This is a genomic window from Burkholderia sp. Tr-862, assembly GCF_011753085.1.
GTDB lineage: Bacteria > Pseudomonadota > Gammaproteobacteria > Burkholderiales > Burkholderiaceae > Burkholderia > Burkholderia ambifaria.
Genome location: NZ_VWWG01000139.1, coordinates 1 through 16,775, shown reverse-complemented (window position 1 = coordinate 16,775; position 16,775 = coordinate 1). Strand labels below are relative to the sequence as shown.

The 16,775-nt window shown below is 68.6% G+C and carries 14 protein-coding genes and 1 pseudogene; 9 read left to right on the top strand and 6 right to left on the bottom strand.

The features are described from left to right. Positions 1–646: TolC family protein (locus F3J14_RS26915; RefSeq protein ID WP_166725555.1), on the top strand; the 646-nt coding region annotated here is incomplete at its 5' end. 162 nt (positions 647–808) lie between these two features. On the opposite strand, the gene F3J14_RS26910 is transcribed toward F3J14_RS26915, so the two are convergent. Both F3J14_RS26910 and F3J14_RS26905 read right to left on the bottom strand, forming a co-directional pair. Further along, positions 809–2,026: a porin gene (locus tag F3J14_RS26910; RefSeq protein ID WP_166725554.1), complete on the bottom strand. Its 1,218-nt coding sequence runs from the start codon at positions 2,024–2,026 to the stop codon at positions 809–811. A 470-nt stretch (positions 2,027–2,496) separates the two neighbouring features. Continuing rightward, entirely contained in the window at positions 2,497–3,549 is a 1,053-nt protein-coding gene (locus F3J14_RS26905; RefSeq protein ID WP_166725553.1) for a phytoene/squalene synthase family protein, read from the bottom strand. A 371-nt stretch (positions 3,550–3,920) separates the two neighbouring features. Between F3J14_RS26905 and F3J14_RS26900 the strand changes: the two genes are divergently transcribed. Then, entirely contained in the window at positions 3,921–5,066 is a 1,146-nt protein-coding gene (locus F3J14_RS26900) for a glycerophosphodiester phosphodiesterase (RefSeq protein WP_166725552.1), read from the top strand. Between the two features lie 99 nt (positions 5,067–5,165). Here the strand turns inward: F3J14_RS26900 and F3J14_RS26895 are convergent, their stop codons facing one another. From F3J14_RS26895 to F3J14_RS26885, 3 genes are all read right to left on the bottom strand, one after another. Beyond that, on the bottom strand, positions 5,166–6,791 hold the full coding sequence (locus tag F3J14_RS26895) for a rhodanese-related sulfurtransferase (RefSeq protein WP_166725551.1): 1,626 nt from the start codon (positions 6,789–6,791) through the stop codon (positions 5,166–5,168). A gap of 46 nt (positions 6,792–6,837) precedes the next feature. Next, the gene (locus tag F3J14_RS26890) at positions 6,838–7,890 is read right to left on the bottom strand and encodes an RNA-guided endonuclease TnpB family protein (RefSeq protein ID WP_166725550.1); all 1,053 of its coding nucleotides are present in this window, start codon (positions 7,888–7,890) and stop codon (positions 6,838–6,840) included. A 175-nt stretch (positions 7,891–8,065) separates the two neighbouring features. Then, entirely contained in the window at positions 8,066–8,632 is a 567-nt protein-coding gene (locus F3J14_RS26885; RefSeq protein ID WP_166725549.1) for a cysteine dioxygenase, read from the bottom strand. 74 nt (positions 8,633–8,706) lie between these two features. On the opposite strand from F3J14_RS26885, the gene F3J14_RS26880 reads away from it, so the two are divergent. Continuing rightward, positions 8,707–9,630, top strand: coding sequence for a LysR family transcriptional regulator (locus tag F3J14_RS26880; RefSeq protein WP_166725548.1), 924 nt, complete (start codon positions 8,707–8,709; stop codon positions 9,628–9,630). A 61-nt stretch (positions 9,631–9,691) separates the two neighbouring features. Here F3J14_RS26880 and F3J14_RS26875 read toward each other — a convergent pair whose 3' ends face one another. After that, on the bottom strand, positions 9,692–11,017 hold the full coding sequence (locus tag F3J14_RS26875; protein ID WP_166725547.1) for an acyl-CoA dehydrogenase family protein: 1,326 nt from the start codon (positions 11,015–11,017) through the stop codon (positions 9,692–9,694). 348 nt (positions 11,018–11,365) lie between these two features. Here F3J14_RS26875 and F3J14_RS26870 point away from each other — a divergent pair, with 348 nt between their 5' ends. From F3J14_RS26870 to F3J14_RS26845, 6 genes and pseudogenes are all read left to right on the top strand, one after another. Then, positions 11,366–12,451, top strand: coding sequence for an LLM class flavin-dependent oxidoreductase (locus F3J14_RS26870; RefSeq protein WP_166725546.1), 1,086 nt, complete (start codon positions 11,366–11,368; stop codon positions 12,449–12,451). A 20-nt stretch (positions 12,452–12,471) separates the two neighbouring features. After that, the gene (locus F3J14_RS26865; RefSeq protein WP_166725545.1) at positions 12,472–13,320 is read left to right on the top strand and encodes a class II aldolase/adducin family protein; all 849 of its coding nucleotides are present in this window, start codon (positions 12,472–12,474) and stop codon (positions 13,318–13,320) included. A 35-nt stretch (positions 13,321–13,355) separates the two neighbouring features. Continuing rightward, positions 13,356–14,390, top strand: coding sequence for an ABC transporter substrate-binding protein (locus F3J14_RS26860; RefSeq protein WP_166725544.1), 1,035 nt, complete (start codon positions 13,356–13,358; stop codon positions 14,388–14,390). A 4-nt stretch (positions 14,391–14,394) separates the two neighbouring features. Then, a complete protein-coding gene (locus F3J14_RS26855) occupies positions 14,395–15,465 on the top strand; it encodes an ABC transporter permease subunit (RefSeq protein WP_166725543.1) in 1,071 nt (356 codons plus the stop codon). Next, complete coding sequence (locus tag F3J14_RS26850; protein ID WP_166725542.1) at positions 15,459–16,274, top strand: ABC transporter ATP-binding protein; 816 nt, start codon at positions 15,459–15,461, stop codon at positions 16,272–16,274. Before F3J14_RS26855 ends, F3J14_RS26850 begins: the two co-directional genes overlap by 7 nt. A gap of 50 nt (positions 16,275–16,324) precedes the next feature. Further along, positions 16,325–16,775 (top strand): annotated as a pseudogene (locus F3J14_RS26845) (cytochrome c); the annotation flags it as partial.

Sequence of the window (16,775 nt, the reverse complement as noted above, 5' to 3'; positions counted from 1 at the left end):
GTCCGGCGAGGCGCTGCCCGACCTCGCGCTCGACGCACTCGCGCTGCCTCGCACGCTGCCGGTCGCGCTGCCGTCGACGCTCGCGCGCGAACGGCCCGACATCCGCGCGGCGGAGGCCGTGCTGCACCAGGCGAGCGCGAACGTCGGCGTGGCCACGGCGAACCTGTATCCGCGTTTTTCGATTTCGGCTGGGATCGGGTCGGAGCGCACGCGCATTGCGGATATCGTCAGCGGGCTCAATGTGTGGAACGTCGGGCTCGGCCTCACGCAGCCGCTCTTTCACGGCGGCGAACTGCGCGCGAGGAAACGCGCGGCCGAAGCGGCGTACGACGCCGCGTTCGCGAGCTATCGGGAAACCGTGCTGCTGGCGCTTCAGCAGGTGGCCGACGCGATGCGCGCGGTCGAACACGATGCGGCCGAATTGCAGGCGAGAGACACTGCTGCGCAACAGGCGGCGGCCAGCCGTGCGATTGCCGGCGACCGCTACGCAGCGGGCGGAATCAGCCTGATCGACCTGCTCGACGCACAGCGACAGGTATTGCAGACCGCGCTCGAGCGGACCCGCGCGCAAGCCGACCGGCTTGCCGATACGGCGGCGCTGTTCCAGGCGCTGGCGGGAAACTGGACGGATGATTCGCACCGCTGACCGGCATGATGACTCGACGATGCATTGCCGGACGCGGCCTGACCGACACCGCACCGGCGCCATGCACCACGCGCCCGGCACGTACCGACGAAAAAAAACCGGCCCGAAGGCCGGTTTCTTCAAACCGCATGCCGTGAGCGGCGCTTGCGCGCCGCGCGACATTTAGAAGCGGTGGATCAGGCCGACGCCGGCAGCGATCTGGTTCTGCTTCGAACCTGCGCCCACGCCGTCGCCCGTCGACGTCGTCGCGAGGATCACGCCGCCCGTCGGGGTGAGCGTGTTGCCGCTCGCGTGCTGATAAGCCTCAACTGCGTACAGACCCGTGCGCTTCGACAGGCTGTAGTACTGCGACAGCGTGACCTGATGGTACTTGGCCGAGCTCGAGATGCCGTTCGACTCGGTCGCACGCGTGTACGAGTAGCCTGCCGCGAAGTCCCACTGCGGCGCTGCCTTCCAGTGCAGCACGGCGCCTGCCGTGTTGAAGATTGCCGTGTTCCGGAAGCCCGACAGCGTACCCGGGATGTATTGCACGTTCGAGTACGAAACCGAAACGTCCCACGCCGGCGTGAACTGATAGCCTGCCGTCACCGCGAGACGCTGTTGCGCCTGGGCCGTCTTGTAGCCGTTGTTGATCGACGACACGGCCTGCTCTGCACCGTTGCCGCTCGTGTCCAGACCGTTCTGCGCGGTCGAGTTCGCGCCCCACACACCACCGCCGAGCGTCGCGTTGTTGATACGCTGGAAGCCGACCGCGATGCCTGCCGGGCCGTTCAGGTACTGGACCGCCGCGCTCCACGTCGAGCCGCGGTTCACGCTGCCTGCGACGCCGCCGAACGAGTACGAACCGCCGACCGTGAAGCCGTAGAACTTCGGCGACATGTAGACGAGCGAGTTGTTCGCGCGGTAGCTGGTATCCAGCGAATCGATATCACCCGGGTGCGCGCCGTAGTAGCCGGTCAGCCAGGTCGTCGGGCTGTACGGCGACAGCAGCGTGTAGTACGCGGTGTACTGGCGGCCTGCCGTCAGCGTACCGTACGTCTGGTTGCTCAGGCCAACCCATGCCTGACGCGTGAAGATGCCGTTCGTCCATTGCGACGAGCCGTTGTTCGCGTTGAAGCCGGCTTCCAACTGGAAGATCGCCTTCGTGCCGCCGCCGAGGTCTTCGCTGCCCTTCAGGCCGAAGCGGCTGCCCGCCCAAATGCCGGTGGCCATCTGCACCTTCGAGTGACCACCCGTGGTCGCGCCGGTTGCCGACGAGTTGTTCTGGTAGGCGATAGCGTTATCGACGATACCGTACAGGGTGACGCTGCTCTGGGCGTGGGCTGCGGTAGCGGCTGCGAGACCCACTGCCGTCATGGCGAAAGCGACGCGCTTTTTCATTGATTCTCCGTCCTCAAAGAATGATTTCTTTTCTGGTGTGGTTTTATACACATGTGCGAGTACATGCCGGTGCGATTCTGACGGATTACCAATCGTTTCCCAATACGCCCAGTCGGTCATCGTATGATCGACGCAACGCACGGGTTCACCAAACGGTTACATAACACCTGAAAACGCTTACGCGGCGGGGATTTCCGGCATTTCCCGGTGAAAACCCTAGCTTTACATTTTTACGGGTGCATCGCGACCGAGCGATGTTGTCAGACGCCTTCGGCACGTTTGTTCTGACCAATGCGCAACCGCGATCGACACCGCGATTCACATCGCCGCGCAGGATCGCTTACGTTCATGACACCCACATTTCGGGAAGCGAAATTTGAAAACGTTTCAGCCCGTGCGGGGGAGATCGGACGGAGCGGCCCGGCGAACGCGGGCCGAAGGAGGATGCCGGCGCCTCGCGCCGGCGACATTCAATGCGCGATCCGCGCGTTCACCGCGTCGACCAGCGCGTTCATGCGTGCACGGATCGCCGCGTTCGAACCGACGAGCGCGAGCGACGACGCCATGATCCGGTAGACCCGCTTGCGCGGCACCTTCGCCGGCCGCGCCGGATCGAGCCACGCGTCATGGCCGGCCAGCAGTTCGAGCGTTTCGAGGCCGATCATGATCGGCCACAGGCACGCGAGCCGCAGACGCACGAAGCGGCGCGGAATCGCCAGCGTATACAGGCACGCGTCGCGATACTGCGCGAGCGTCGCGCGCAACAGCTCGACCAGCACGCCGCGCGCGCGCGCCGACGCGTCGGGCGACATCAGGTCGGCAACGCCGATGCGATGCGCGGCCAGCACGTCGTCCGGCAGGTAGCAGCGGCCGATCCGCAGGTCCTTCGCGCAGTCGCGCAGGATGTTGGTCATCTGCAGCGCGTTGCCGAAACGGATGCCCTTCTCGCGCATGTCCGCGAAGTCCCAGCCGCGCGCGGCCCGCGTGTGCGCGCCGGTCATGTCGGTCCAGAATTCGCCGACGCAGCCGGCGACCAGATACGTGTAGCGATCGAGTTCGTCACGGTTCGGCAGCGACGCGACCTGCCCCGACTGCTCGTCGGGGAACGTGCGCAGGTCGAATTCCATCCCCGACGTCAGCGTCGCGACGACCTTGCGGATCGACGCGCGGTCCGCGTCCGGCTGCGCGCGCAGCAACGCAAGCATCGGCTTCATCGACGCGAGCAGCATGTGTTCGTGCGAATCCGTCTGCATCCGCGTCACATCCTCGAGCGCGCGCGACAGCGCCGCGCCGTCGCCGAGCCGCTCGATCTCGTCGCGCAGGTCGGTCAGCAGCGCCGCGCGGCGCTCGGGCGCGACGAGCGCCGTGTCGGCGATCGTGTCGGCCGCGCGTGCGAGCAGGTAGGCCAGGCCGACCGGCTCGCGCATGCCGTCGGGCAGCACGCGCAGCGTCAGGTAAAAGGAGCGGGAAACGTTCTTCAGCAGGTCGCCGAGCAGGTAGGCGGGAGCGGTATGAGTCGTCATGGGTCGGTAAAAATCGGCCGGCGCGGGCCCCGGACGCACACGGCGCAGGGGTGCCCGCGCCGGCCGCGAGTCGCCGCATCGTCGTGCGCGGGCAGGCGTCGGCCCGGCGCGGCGATGCAAAAGTCCCGCAAGTTTAGTGCATCCGGCGCGGCGGCTCCCCAGGACGGGTCGGATCGCATCGCGTACGCCACCGCGTGTTCCATCGTCCCGCTCATTTTTCGTCAAAACAAAATAGAAAGGCGAGAGTAATACATATGTAATGATCCGGTGCGACGATCGCGTCCCGTTCAATCTCGTGCGGCCCGGCACGACAGGCCGCGCCGCCGGATCGAGCGCCCTTTCACCGACTTCCGTTCCGAAGGTTCACCGCCATGCTCTTCACGCGCCCGACCGCCCTGCGCTGCATCCCGTTCGCCTGTGCCGCCGCCCTTCTGCTTGCCGCCTGCGGCGGCGACGATATCTCGGCGTCCGATCCCACGCATCCGATCTCCGCGAAGGTCCAGGTGGTCGGCCATCGCGGCGCGAGCGCGCTGCGGCCCGAGCACACGCTCGCGTCGTACCGCAAGGCGATCGAGGACGGTGCGGACGTGATCGAGCCCGACCTCGTCGCGACCCGCGACGGCGTGCTCGTCGCGCGCCACGAAAACGAAATCTCGGGCACGACGAACGTGTCGACGCTGCCGCAATTCGCGAGCCGCAAGGCGACCAAGACGATCGACGGCACGCAGCTGACCGGCTGGTTCACCGAGGACTTCACGCTCGCCGAGTTGAAGACGCTGCGCGCCCGCGAGCGCATTCCGCAGGTCCGCCCGGCGAACACCGCGTACAACGACCAGTTCGAGATCCCGACCTTCGACGAGATCGTCGCGCTCGCGAAACAGATGTCCGCCCAGACCGGCCGCACGATCCACCTGTATCCGGAAACCAAGCACCCGACCTACTTCCAGTCGATCGACCTGCCGCTCGAGGATCGCCTCGTCGACGCGCTGCTGAAGGATCCGTATACGGCGCGCACGGCGACCGTCTACATCCAGTCGTTCGAGGTCGCGAACCTGAAGACGATTCGCAACCGGATCAAGTCGAGCCAGCCGAACTGGAAGCTCGTGCAGTTGATGGACGAAGCCGGCCAGCGTCCTTACGACTTCGTGAAGGCGAACGACAAGCGCACCTATGGCGACCTGTCGACGCGCGACGGGATGCGCGAGGTCGCGTCCTATGCGAACGGCGTCGGGCCGTACAAGACGTCGATCATCGCGGTGGCCGCGGACGGCACGCTGCAGCAGCCGACGCCGTACGTGCGCTACGCGCACGAAGCCGGCCTCGTCGTGCATCCTTACACGTTCCGCCCGGAGAACAACTTCCTGCCCGCGTCGCTGAAGGACGGCGGCACGCCGGCCACGCGCAACACCGCGGGCTCGGTGCGCGAGATCCAGGCGTACCTGCGCGCGGGCATCGACGGTTTCTTCACCGACGATCCGGCCGTCGGCCGCACGGCCGTCGATACGTTCAAGCGCTGAACCGGCTGAACGCTGAACTCGCTGAATGCGCGGCCACCGGGCGCGGCGCACGCCGGGCCGGGCCGGGCCGGTCGCCGGTCGCCGGTCGCCGCGCCGCGATCAGATCACGCGGAAGTGGTGCGTGCCGTCCCGCTTCAACTGATCGACCAGCCCGTATTCCCAGTCGAGATACGCCTGCATCGCGGCGGCCGCATTGTCGGTGCCTTCGTACGGGCGCCGGTAACGGTCGACACGCGGCGACGCGAGATGCGTTTCCCCATGCTCGAGCGGCAGCCCCGCGTCGATCCACGCTGCCGTGCCGCCCGTCAGCACCGAGATTGCCGCGGAAGCCGGCAGCAACGCACGCGCGTCATGCGCCGCGAACCGCGCGAGCAGGCTCGATCCGCACGTGAACACGTAGCGCTTCGCCGGCGGGATCGCGGCGAGCGCGTCGCGCAACTGCGCGCGCACGACGAACCACGCGCCGGGAATATGGCGCTTCACGTAGTTCGCGCTGGTCGTCACGTCGACGATCGAGATCTCGCCCGCAGCCGCCTCCTTGAGCCAGCCCGCGAGCGTCGCGGGCGACACCTCGCTCACCTGCGGCGTCGCCGGCACGTCGCGCGGCGGTTGGCCGCGCTCCACGAACGCCGCCGTGCCGGCCGGCTCGACCACGCGTACGTCCCAGCCCATCTGCGCGAGCCACGACGCGGTCATGTCCGCGCGCACGCCGTCATCGTCGGCCAGCACGATGCGCGCGCCGCGCACGGCCGCGTGATGGTCGGTCTCCTGCACGAGCTGGCCGCCCGGCGTGTTCAGGAAGCCCGGCAGGTGGCCGGCCTCGTATTCCTCCGGCGTGCGCACGTCGAAGCGGTACAGCGTGCGGCCCGGTTCGTCGAGCGCGGCGACGTCCGCGAGCGCGATGCGCGGCACGCCCGCGCGCTCGGCCACCGCGCGTGCGGCGCGGCGTGCTTCGTCGCGCTGTGCGGGGCCGACGTCGTCGGGAAAGCGTCGCGACGCGCCGCGCTCGAGCGTCTGGCCGGCGAGCGTCCAGCCGATCGTGCCGTTGCGCAGCGCGGCGACCGGGTTCGGCAGCCCGGCGTTGATCAGCGACTGCGTGCCGATGATGCTGCGCGTGCGGCCCGCGCAGTTCACCACGACCCGAGTCTGCGGGTTCGGCGCGAGCGCGCGCACGCGCAGCACGAGTTCCGCACCCGGCACGCTCGTCGACGTCGGGATGTTCATCGTCTGGTATTCGTCGAAGCGGCGCGCGTCGACGATCACGACGTCGGCCTGCGCGTCGATCAGCGCCTGCACTTCCTGCGCGGACAGCGATGGCGTATGCCGCTCGGCCTCGACCCATTCGCCGAACGACTTGCTCGGCACGTTCACGTCGATGAACAGCTCGCCGCCCGCGGCGCGCCAGCCCGCGAGGCCGCCGTCGAGCAGGCGCACGTCGGTATAGCCGAGCCGCGCGAGCGTCGCGGCCGCGCGCGGCGCGAGATCCTCGCCGCCGGCTTCGCCGAACACGACGATCGGCGTGTCGCGGCGCGGAATGCGCGTCCACGCGTCGAGTTCGAGTTTCGACAGCGGGAAGTTGGCGGCCCACAGCGGATGGCCCTGCGCGTAGGGATCCTCCTCGCGCACGTCGATCAGCGCGAGCTCGTCGCGGGCCAGCAGGCGCGCGCGTACGTCCTGGTACGACGCGACGGGGAAACGGGAAGTGGAATCAGCGGTTTGCGTCATGATGTCTCGGTCGGATTCTGTTGAAGTCGTTGACGTCCTCACCCGCCTAAAGGCAGGTGATTCCCACACCTGGCGATGCACGTCCGCATCGGAGAATGTTCAGCGCAGCGTTGGTATCTCGATCATGCACGACACCACAGCCATCGCAGGCCCACTCTCTTATTCTCAGTCCCGCGATACCTTTCGGCCGCGTCGTGCTGTCTTTCGACCCGCACGCCGAACAGGACTGGGTAGAACCGCTTTCGTCGACTTCCTCGAACGTGGCTCCGTGCGCGATCGCTTTGTAGCGGAGCTTGTTTCGGAAGGACGACCAGGACGCGTCGTAGACGCTCTTCGCCATCCTGGTTCTGGCAAGTTTGACGGCAGATACGTTGCCAACCGCGATGTAATCGAAACGCCGCACCAGATCGAGCGCGAGCTTGTGCTGAAAATCGGCACGGGTATTCGCGACCTTGGCGTGCAACTTCGCGATATGCCGCTTGTGCTTTCGCGCCCGTTGAGCCTTCGCCAGCTTTTCCGCCGCGCGTCGGCCGAATCGGTCATTGGGCAGCTTCTCGCCCGTCGAAAGTGTGGCGAAGTCTTTCAGGCCGAGATCGATGCCGACACCGGAACGGATCGGGCGGGCCTGAACATCGGGCATCTCGATCACGATGTTGAGAAACCAGTTGCCACGGGCATCCTGCGCAAAGTTGGTCCCATCCTTGATCTTGCCTTCGGGAAGCGCCCGGCTGTGGAATACCCGAAACGTGTTGCCGGCGAAACGGAACGCGTCACCCTCGCGCTTCAGGTCACGCCCCTTCAGCGGCACCCAGCCCAGCGATTTCCTGCCGCGATAGCGCAGGTAGGGCCGACGGTGCTGACTGCGCGACTTCGCATATTGCTCGCACGTCGCGTTGATCGTGCCGGAGTGGATGCCGAGCGCCTTGCTGCTCCCCGTCGTCAGCACGTTCAGATCGAATCCCGTCGGCCACTTCTTGCTCCACTTGAGCGCGTGCTTCTGCGTGTCATTGCAGGTGTTCCAGACGTAGTTCACCGCACGGCTCTGCTTGTTGAGCAGTCCGTTGAGCGACTTCACGCGGTAGCGGTAGACAAGAATCATGCCGGTGATCCTAACCCGTGGAAGAAGCTGCCTGTCAACAGCACGCCTTTCCTTCCCGCCATCCGCCCCGAAGGAAGTCCCCTTGGGGGAAATGGTGGGGTTTCTCGGAGCAAATTCTGATGAATCTCGCGCCTGCGGGCGGGCGTTCGCAACCGGGCGCGGGCGGCATGCGAGGTCACGCGTTCGAATAACCGGATACGAACGGTTTCACGGTCCCGTCGTCGAGGAACACCGCGCGTTCGACCTTGCCGATGTTCGCGCCGTACACGTGGATGCTGATCGATACCTGGTCCGCGAACGCGTTGGTCACGCGATGGACGTCGCCGATGCGCGGCGACACGGCCTCGACCTCGCCCGGCTGCAGCCGCACCGCATCGCCCACCGGCACCGGCTTGCCGGTTGCGTCGAACCGGTAGGGCTGCGAAAACTCGCCGCCGCGCAGCATCCCGATCAGCCCCCACACCGTGTGGTTGTGGATCGGCGTCGTCTGGCCGGGGCCCCATACGAAGCTGACGACGGAAAACCGCTCGTCGGGATCGAGATGCAGCAGGTACTGGCGGTAGCGCTCGGGATCGGGCTGCGCGAACGCATCGGGCAGCCAGTCGTCGTGCGCGACGAGCGCGGCGAGCAACGCGCCGCCCTCGTCGAGAATGCGCGCCTCGTTCGCGCCGGACGCGAGCAGCGCGCCCAGCCCGTCGACGAACGGATGCAGCGGCGTCTGCCGCAACGAAAGCGTACTCATCGGCCAGCTCCTCGAATATGATGCCGAACATGATGGATTGTCATGATGCACCTGAAAGACCATGCAGAACAAACATGAAAATTAGCGATATCGACGCTTTTGCAGCGGTCGTCCGCTGCCAGACGCTGAGCCAGGCCGCGACCGAGCTCGGGATGACGCAGCCCGCGATCACGCGGCGCGTCCAGAACCTCGAGGAAGCGCTCGGCGTGACGCTGCTCGACCGCAACACGAAGCCGCCGCGCCCAACCGACATCGGCCGGCAGGTGGTCGAGCAGTGTCGCGCGATCCTGCGCGAAGTCGATGCGCTGCGCGAACTGACGGCCGGCCAGCGGCCGCCCGCCGGCGAATTCCGCGTCGGCCTCACGCAGGGGCTCGGCGAGCTGATGCTGCCCGGCCTGATCGCGCGGCTTGCCGGGCAATGGCCGGCGCTCACCACGCAGGTCACGACCGCCTGGGGCGGCGCGCTCGTCGAACGCATCGCGCGCCGCGAGCTCGATGCGGCGCTGGTGTTTCTGGCCCGCGAGATGGTGCTGCCGCCTCAGGTCGAGGGCGAACGGCTGCTGGCCACGCGGCTCGTCGCGGTCGGCCGCAAGGGCGACTGGCCGCGCCGCGGCTACCGGCTTGCCGACTGCCATGCGCGCGGCTGGGTGCTCAATCCCGACGGCTGCGGGTTTCGCGCGGGCCTGCGCCGGGCGCTCGACGCGCAGGGGCTGCCGATGCCGGTCACGCTCGACACTTATGGCCGCGACCTGCAGTTGCAGAGCGTCGCGAACGGCTTCGGCATCGGGTTGATGCCGCTGCCGCTGCTCGACGGCAGCCCGCTGCGCGATGCGCTCGACATCGTGCCGCTCGCCGATTTCAAGCCGCAGATCGATCTGTGGCTGCTGCACCGGCAGGACGCCGCGCGCTTCGCGGCGCCGCTCGCGGCCGTGGCCGCGCATGCACGCACGGCGTTCGCGCTGCCCGCGGATGCCGCCGCGCACGACGAGGCCGCTTGACCTGGACCGACGACGCCTGCACGGCGTCGTCCCGTTTGCGCTGACCGCCACGCCACCGCGCTCACGCATCGTGTCGAGCGGATGCCGGCGCGTGGCGTGACGTCTCGCCCGCGTCCGCGGTCGGCGTCGCGCTTAGCGCCGCCGACTCGAGCGCCGCACGTCCGGCGGCGACCGCGATCGCGTCGTCCTGCGGCGTATGCACGCGGCTGCACAGCACGTCGCGATAGTGGCGTTCGAGCGGATTGCTGCGGCTCAGCCCGTGATTGCCCGACAGCTTCAATGCGTGCTCGACGGTACGGATCGCCTGTTCCGTCACGGTTCGCTTGACGAGGCCGCTCGTCGTCACCGGCGGTGCATCGCCGGCATCGGTGCGTGCGATGTGCGCGTCGAGCAGCACGCGATTCGTGTGCAGCCACCCTTCGATCTCGCCGACGGCCTCCTGCACGCGCGGCAGCGTCGCGAGCGGCGCACCGAGCCCGCTCGGCGCGCGCGTCGTCGCGAATTCGAGCAGCCAGTCGCGCGACGCACGCGCCACCGCATCGTAGAGACTGCCGAGCAGCGCGACCATCCAGGCCTGCTGGTCGGCCTGCGCGTCGACATCCGCATGACTCGCGGCCGACACGGTCCACGCATCGGGCGCGTGCACGTCCACCGCATGATCGGCGGGCAGCCGCACGTCGTCGAACACGACCTCGTGGCTGCCCGATGCGCGCAGGCCCAGGTGATTCCAGCTTTCGATCACGCGGATGCGCGGATCGTCCCCAGCGTGGCGCTCGCGCGGCACGAGGAACACGCCGACGCGCGGCTCGGGCTCGTCGGTGCGGGCCCACACGGCCAGCCAGCGCAGCGCCGGAATGCCGGTGCAGTACAGCTTGTGGCCGGACAGCCGCCAGCCGTCGCCGTCGCGACGCGCAATCGTTTCGGGCAGGCCGCCACGCGACGGCGACCCGAGCGCCGGCTCGACACGCAGCGCGTTGATCAGCGCGCCTTCGTCGACCGCACTGTCGAACACCGCACGCCGCAGGCGCGCGGGCCAGCGGTGGTCCGCGCGGCCGAGCGCGCGATGCTGCAGATACGTCATCGTCAGCACCAGCGCGGTCGCAGGATCGGCGCGTGCGACCGCGGCCACGATGCGGCTCGCCTGCGCGAGCGTCGCGCCCGCGCCGCCATGCTCGCGCGGCACGACCTGCGCGATCAGCCCGGCGCGATGCAGCCGCGCGAAGTTCTCGTGCGGGAAGCGGCCGTCGACATCGTTGCGGGCGGCGTCGGCCGCGAGTTCGGGCGCGAGACGCTCGAGCAGCGCGGCGACGCGCGCATCGTCGGCAGGCAGGTGACGCAGCGACGACTGCGGCGCTGGCGACGAGGAAGCGGCAAGGCTGGCGGACATCGGTACGGATTCCCTCGGTGACTGGGTAGCGGGTAGCCAAGTAACGTAACGGCGGTGACCGCGGAGATCGATCGGCACGCGGCGCGTCGGCTCGTGAAGCCGACGACGATCGGCGGCGATCGGGCGGCGACCGAAGCCCCGCACGACAAGCGGCCGGCGCCCGTTCGATTTAATCGCGAGCCCACAGCGTATGCGCAGCGCACACGCGCCCAAACCATGCAAATCTGATATTCAAATCCGGATTGATTATTTCCATTCCGCATGATCCCGGCGGTAATCTGCGCTCCATTCCCCGCCGCGCCCGGCCGTCGCTGGCCGCGCCGGGCCGTCCTTGCATCGGAGACCCAGATGAGCGTCGAATTCATCGGCATGATCCAAAGCCAGAAGCAGTCGGAAATCCATCCGCCTACCGGCCCCGTCGTCGACCCCGACTACGTGCGCGACTTCGCGCGGGCACACGAAACGGCCGGCTTCGACCGGATCCTCGTCCCGCATCACTCGACCGGCCCGTCGGCGACCCTGACGATCGCGTTCGCGGCCGCGGCGACCGAGCGCATCCATTTCATGCTCGCGCATCGTCCGGGCTTCACCGCGCCGACGCTCGCCGCTCGGCAGATCGCGACGCTCGACCAGTTCAGCCGCGGCCGGCTCGCGGTGCACTTCATCTCCGGCGGCTCGGACAGCGAACAGCAGCGCGACGGCGACTTCCTCGATCACGACGCGCGCTATGCGCGCACCGACGAATACCTCGGCATCCTGCGACGCATCTGGACCGAAACGCAGCCGTTCGATCACGACGGCGCGCACTACCGCTTCACGCAGGGCTTTTCGGAAGTGAAGCCGTTCCAGCAGCCGCACGTGCCAATCTACTTCGGCGGCGCGTCGGAAGCGGCGCTCGAAGTCGCCGGCAAGCACGCGGACGTCTATGCGCTGTGGGGCGAATCGCTCGACCAGGTGCGCGACCTGACGACCCGCGTGCGCGCCGAAGCCGCGAAGCACGGCCGGCAGGTGCGCTTCTCCGTGTCGTTCCGGCCGATCCTCGCGGCGACCGAAGACGAGGCGTGGGCGCGCGCGCACCGGATCCTCGACGAGACGCGCCGGCTGCGCGAAGCGGCCGGTCTCGGCACCGGCGGCCCGCAACAGAGCGAAGGCGCGCGGCGCCTGCTCGCCGCGGCCGAACGCGGCTCGCGGGTCGACAAGCGGCTGTGGACCGAGATCGCGAAGCTCACCGGCGCGCGCTCGAATTCGACCGCGCTGGTCGGCACGCCCGAACAGGTCGCCGATGCGCTGCTCGACTACTACGACCTCGGCGTGACGACGTTCCTGATCCGCGGCTTCGACCCGCTCGACGATGCGATCGACTACGGCCGCGAACTGATTCCCCGCGTACGCAGCGCCGTCGCTGCGCGCGACGCGGCGCGCCGCGCCGCCTGACGCAAACGGAGCCGCCCGCCATGTCCGCCGTCCTGTCTTCTTCTTCGTCGCCCGCGCACACCGCGTCGGGCCTCGTACTCGCCGACACCCCGCGCCAGCATTTCTGGTTCGATCCGCCCGTGCCGCGCGTCGACGTCGCCGCCGAGCGCCGCCACCGGCAGGAGCGGCTCGCGGCCGCGTTCCGCCTGTTCGCGCGCTTCGGCTTCGCGTCGGGCCTTGCCGGCCACATCACCGCGCGCGATCCGGAACTGCCCGACCACTTCTGGGTAAATCCGCTCGGCGTGCATTTCTCGCAAATCAAGGTGTCGGACCTGCTGCTCGTCAACGCGCGCGGCGAAACCGCGATCGGCAACCGGCCGCTGAACAAGGCCGCGTTCGCGATCCACGCGGCGATTCACGACGCGCATCCGCACCTCGTCGCGGCCGCGCATACGCATTCGACCTACGGCAAGGCGTGGTCGACGCTCGGCCGCGCGCTCGACCCGCTGACGCAGGACGCGTGCGTGTTCTACGAGGATCACGCGCTGTTCGACGACTTCACGGGCATGGTCGTCGACACGAGCGAAGGCGCGCGGATCGCGGCCGCGCTCGTGAAACCCGACGGCGGCACGCACAAGGGCGTGATCCTGAAGAACCACGGAATCCTGACGGCCGGCCCGACGGTCGAGGCCGCCGCGTGGTGGTACCTCGCGCTCGACAATGCCGCGCACACGCAGCTGCTGGCCGAAGCGGCCGGCACGCCGCAACCGATCGATCACGCGACCGCGCGGCACACGCACAGCCAGATCGGCGGCCCCGACGGCGCATTGCATGCGTTCGACAGCCTGTTCGCGCGTGTCATCGCCGACGAACCCGACCTGCTCGACTGAGCGCCTGCCGCGCGACCGAAACCCAAAACCACACCATGACCGATACCACCGCACCCACGCCGACCGGCGCCCATGACGACAAGCGCCGCCGGCTGCTGCGCGCGGCCGGCGCCGCCGCGCTCGCCGCACCGGCGATCACGCTCGGCCGCAAGGCCTGGTCCGCGCCGCCGCTGAAGAAGCTCACGTTCGCGTGGAACCAGAACGCGTTCTGCCTGACGCCGATCGTCGTCGCGCAGGAGCACGGCTTCTTCGAGAAGAACGGGCTGAAGGTCGAGCTGATCAACTACAGCGGGTCGACCGACCAGCTGCTCGAATCGATCGCGACCGGCAAGGCCGACGCGGCGGTCGGGATGATCCACCGCTGGCTGAAGCCGCTCGAAGCCGGCTTCGACGTGAAGATCATCGGCAGCTCGCACGGCGGCTGCGTGCGGCTGCTCGGCTCGAAGACGGCCGGGGTGACGACACTGCAAGCGCTGAAGGGCAAGACGGTCGGCGTCAGCGATCTCGCCGCGCCCGGCAAGCACTTCTTCTCGATCCTGCTCGCGAAGAACGGCATCGATCCCGAGCGCGACATCACGTGGCGGCAGTATCCGGCCGACCTGCTCGGCGTCGCGGTCGACAAGGGCGAGATCCAGGCAATTGCCGACGGCGATCCGAATCTCTACCTGCTCGAGAAACGCAGCAACGGCGCGTATGCCGAACTCGCGACGAACCTGTCCGGCGAATACGCGCGCAAGGTGTGCTGCGTGATCGGCGCGCGCGGCGATCTCGTACGCAACGACCGGCCGGCCGCCGCCGCGCTCGCGCGCTCGATCGTGCAGGCCACCGAGTACACGCACGACAACCCGAACGAAGCCGCGAAGGCGTTCGCGAAGTATTCGCCGAAGATCAACCCCGACGACCTGCGCAAGCTGTACGCGACGCTGACCTACACGCACCACCCGACCAACGTCGATTTGCAGCAGGAAATCGCGTTCTATGCGGACGATTTCCGCCGGATCAACGTGCTGAAGAAGAGCACCGACCCGCAGCGCTTCGCGCAGCAGGTCTATGCGAACGTGCTGGGGTGACGCGATGTCGACGATCGAACACACGTCCCCCGCCGCCGCCACGGCTACCGCTACGTCCCGTGCCGCGTGCACGGCCTGCGACGCGACGCTCGCGGCCGAAGCCCGTCGTGCGCGCAGCTGGCCGGCCGGTGTCGTCGCGGCAGTCGCCTGGGCCGTGCTCGGCGCGATCACGCACCTGTGGCCGAACCGCGTCGTCGGCTTCACCGACTGGGCGTACACCGATACGTTCGGCACCGCCGCGTGGACGATCGCCGCGCTGCTGCTGATCTCGGCGACGCTCGGCCATCGCGTGCCGGCCACGCGCGCACGGCTCGCCCGCGTGCGCCCGGCCGGGCCGTGGCTCGTCGCGCTGCCGCTCGTGCTCGCCGCGTGGGAAATCGTCACCGCGAAGACCGGCTGGCTGCCCACGCCGTTCTTCGCGCCGCCGCAGGCGCTGATCGAGGTCTACGTCGACGACTGGCCGCGCCTCGCCGGCAGCGCCGGCAATACGCTGAAGCTGCTCGCGCTCGGGTTTGCCTACGGCGTCGCGGTCGGGTTCGCGGTGGGCGTGTCGATCGGCTGGTCGCGCCGCATCGGCTACTGGGTGCATCCGGTGCTGCGCGTGCTCGGCCCGGTGCCGGCCACCGCGTTGCTGCCGCTCACGTTCTACTTCTTTCCGACGAGCTATTCGGCCGCCGCGTTCCTGATCGCGCTGTCGACCGGCTTTCCGGTCGCGGTGCTGACGTGGTCGGGCGTCGCGAGCGTGAACCGCCAGTACTACGACGTCGCGCGCACGCTCGGCGCGAACGCGCGCTTCCTGGTGCTGCGCGTCGCGATTCCCGCCGCGCTGCCGCACGTGTTCGTCGGCATCTTCATGGGGCTGAGCGCGTCGTTCACGGTGCTCGTCGTCGCCGAGATGATGGGCGTCAAGTCGGGGCTCGGCTGGTACCTGAGCTGGGCGCAGGGTTGGGCATCGTACGTGAACATGTATGCGGCGCTGATCGTGATGGCGCTACTGTTTTCCGGGCTGATCGCGCTGCTGTTCGCGGTGCGCGACCGTGCGCTCGCGTGGCAGAAAGGAACCGTCAAATGGTAAGCGCCGCCGTTCTCGAACCCTCCGTTCTCACGCCGCCCGACAACACCGCGCCGCGCGGCGCGCGCATCGACATTCGCCGCGTGAGCCATGCGTTCGACGGCCCCGGCGGCCCGCTGCCGGTGCTCGACGACGTCACGCTGTCGGTCGCGGCCGGCGAATTCGTCGCGCTGCTCGGCCCGAGCGGTTGCGGGAAATCGACGCTGCTGCGGCTCGTCGCGGGCCTCGACGCCGCGCGGCAAGGCACGATCGCGCAGGACGGCGCGCCGATCGAACGGCCCGATCCGTCGCGCATCGTCGTGTTCCAGGATCCGACGCTCTACCCGTGGCGCAGGGTGCGCGCGAACGTCGCGCTCGGTCTCGAAGCGCGCGGCGTGGCGCGCACCGCGCAGCATCGCGTCGACGATGCGCTCGCGCGCGTCGGGCTGCAGGAATTCTCCAACGTGTTTCCGCATCAACTGTCGGGCGGGATGGCGCAGCGAGTCGCGCTCGCCCGCGCGCTCGTCAACGATCCGCGTCTCCTGATCCTCGACGAGCCGCTCGGCAAGCTCGACTCGCTGACGCGCTTGACGATGCAGGCCGAGCTGACCGCGCTGTGGCAACGCGACGGGTTCTCCGCGCTGCTCGTCACGCACGATGTCGAGGAAGCGTTGTTTCTCGCGCAGCGCGTGATCGTGTTCGGGCCGCGTCCCGCACGCATCGTCGCGGAACTGCGCGTCGACCTGCCCTATCCGCGCCATCGCGGCGACCCGCGTCTCGCCGAGCTGCGCCATGAGGCGCTGCGGCATCTCGGCCTCGATGCGAGCTGGTAGATGCGCGGTGCCGTTCGCAGGATTGCCGGTGCGCGACATAGGCCGCGCCAATGAGTGCACCGCCGTTTTCCGACTGGGCGCTCCTGTTCCTGCAACTGCTATATCGCGCACAGGTCGCGTTCGCGCGCGTGCTGCATGCCGCCGGCCTGACCGGCGATGCCGACGGACAGGCCGCGTGGCCCTGGGCGCACCGGATCGCGCTCGAAACGCTGCGCATCGACGCGGCGCTCACGCGCCAGCTCGCGTTCGCGGGTGCGGCAACCGCACTCGCCGTGGCGCTGGGCTGTATCGCGATCGCGTCGCGCAAATGGCGTGCGGCATCGGCAGTCGCCGCGCTGGCCGTTGCATGGTTCGCACCGTGGCCGCCGGCATCGCTGTGGCTCGCGCCAGCGGTGCCGACCAGTTTCCAGCGCAATCCCGCGCCGTTTTCCGTCGCGAACGTGATGCGCGGCGAGCACCTGTACACGCAGCATTGCGCGGCCTGCCACGGCGCGGACGGCA

What these genes read in the sequence shown, in the direction of transcription:
- F3J14_RS26910 (WP_166725554.1), bottom strand. Translation starts at nt 2,026, where the DNA reads ATGAAAAAGCGCGTCGCTTTCGCCATGACGGCAGTGGGTCTCGCAGCC.
- F3J14_RS26905 (WP_166725553.1), bottom strand. Translation starts at nt 3,549, where the DNA reads ATGACGACTCATACCGCTCCCGCCTACCTGCTCGGCGACCTGCTGAAG.
- F3J14_RS26900 (WP_166725552.1), top strand. Translation starts at nt 3,921, where the DNA reads ATGCTCTTCACGCGCCCGACCGCCCTGCGCTGCATCCCGTTCGCCTGT.
- F3J14_RS26895 (WP_166725551.1), bottom strand. Translation starts at nt 6,791, where the DNA reads ATGACGCAAACCGCTGATTCCACTTCCCGTTTCCCCGTCGCGTCGTAC.
- F3J14_RS26890 (WP_166725550.1), bottom strand. Translation starts at nt 7,890, where the DNA reads ATGATTCTTGTCTACCGCTACCGCGTGAAGTCGCTCAACGGACTGCTC.
- F3J14_RS26885 (WP_166725549.1), bottom strand. Translation starts at nt 8,632, where the DNA reads ATGAGTACGCTTTCGTTGCGGCAGACGCCGCTGCATCCGTTCGTCGAC.
- F3J14_RS26880 (WP_166725548.1), top strand. Translation starts at nt 8,707, where the DNA reads ATGAAAATTAGCGATATCGACGCTTTTGCAGCGGTCGTCCGCTGCCAG.
- F3J14_RS26875 (WP_166725547.1), bottom strand. Translation starts at nt 11,017, where the DNA reads ATGTCCGCCAGCCTTGCCGCTTCCTCGTCGCCAGCGCCGCAGTCGTCG.
- F3J14_RS26870 (WP_166725546.1), top strand. Translation starts at nt 11,366, where the DNA reads ATGAGCGTCGAATTCATCGGCATGATCCAAAGCCAGAAGCAGTCGGAA.
- F3J14_RS26865 (WP_166725545.1), top strand. Translation starts at nt 12,472, where the DNA reads ATGTCCGCCGTCCTGTCTTCTTCTTCGTCGCCCGCGCACACCGCGTCG.
- F3J14_RS26860 (WP_166725544.1), top strand. Translation starts at nt 13,356, where the DNA reads ATGACCGATACCACCGCACCCACGCCGACCGGCGCCCATGACGACAAG.
- F3J14_RS26855 (WP_166725543.1), top strand. Translation starts at nt 14,395, where the DNA reads ATGTCGACGATCGAACACACGTCCCCCGCCGCCGCCACGGCTACCGCT.
- F3J14_RS26850 (WP_166725542.1), top strand. Translation starts at nt 15,459, where the DNA reads ATGGTAAGCGCCGCCGTTCTCGAACCCTCCGTTCTCACGCCGCCCGAC.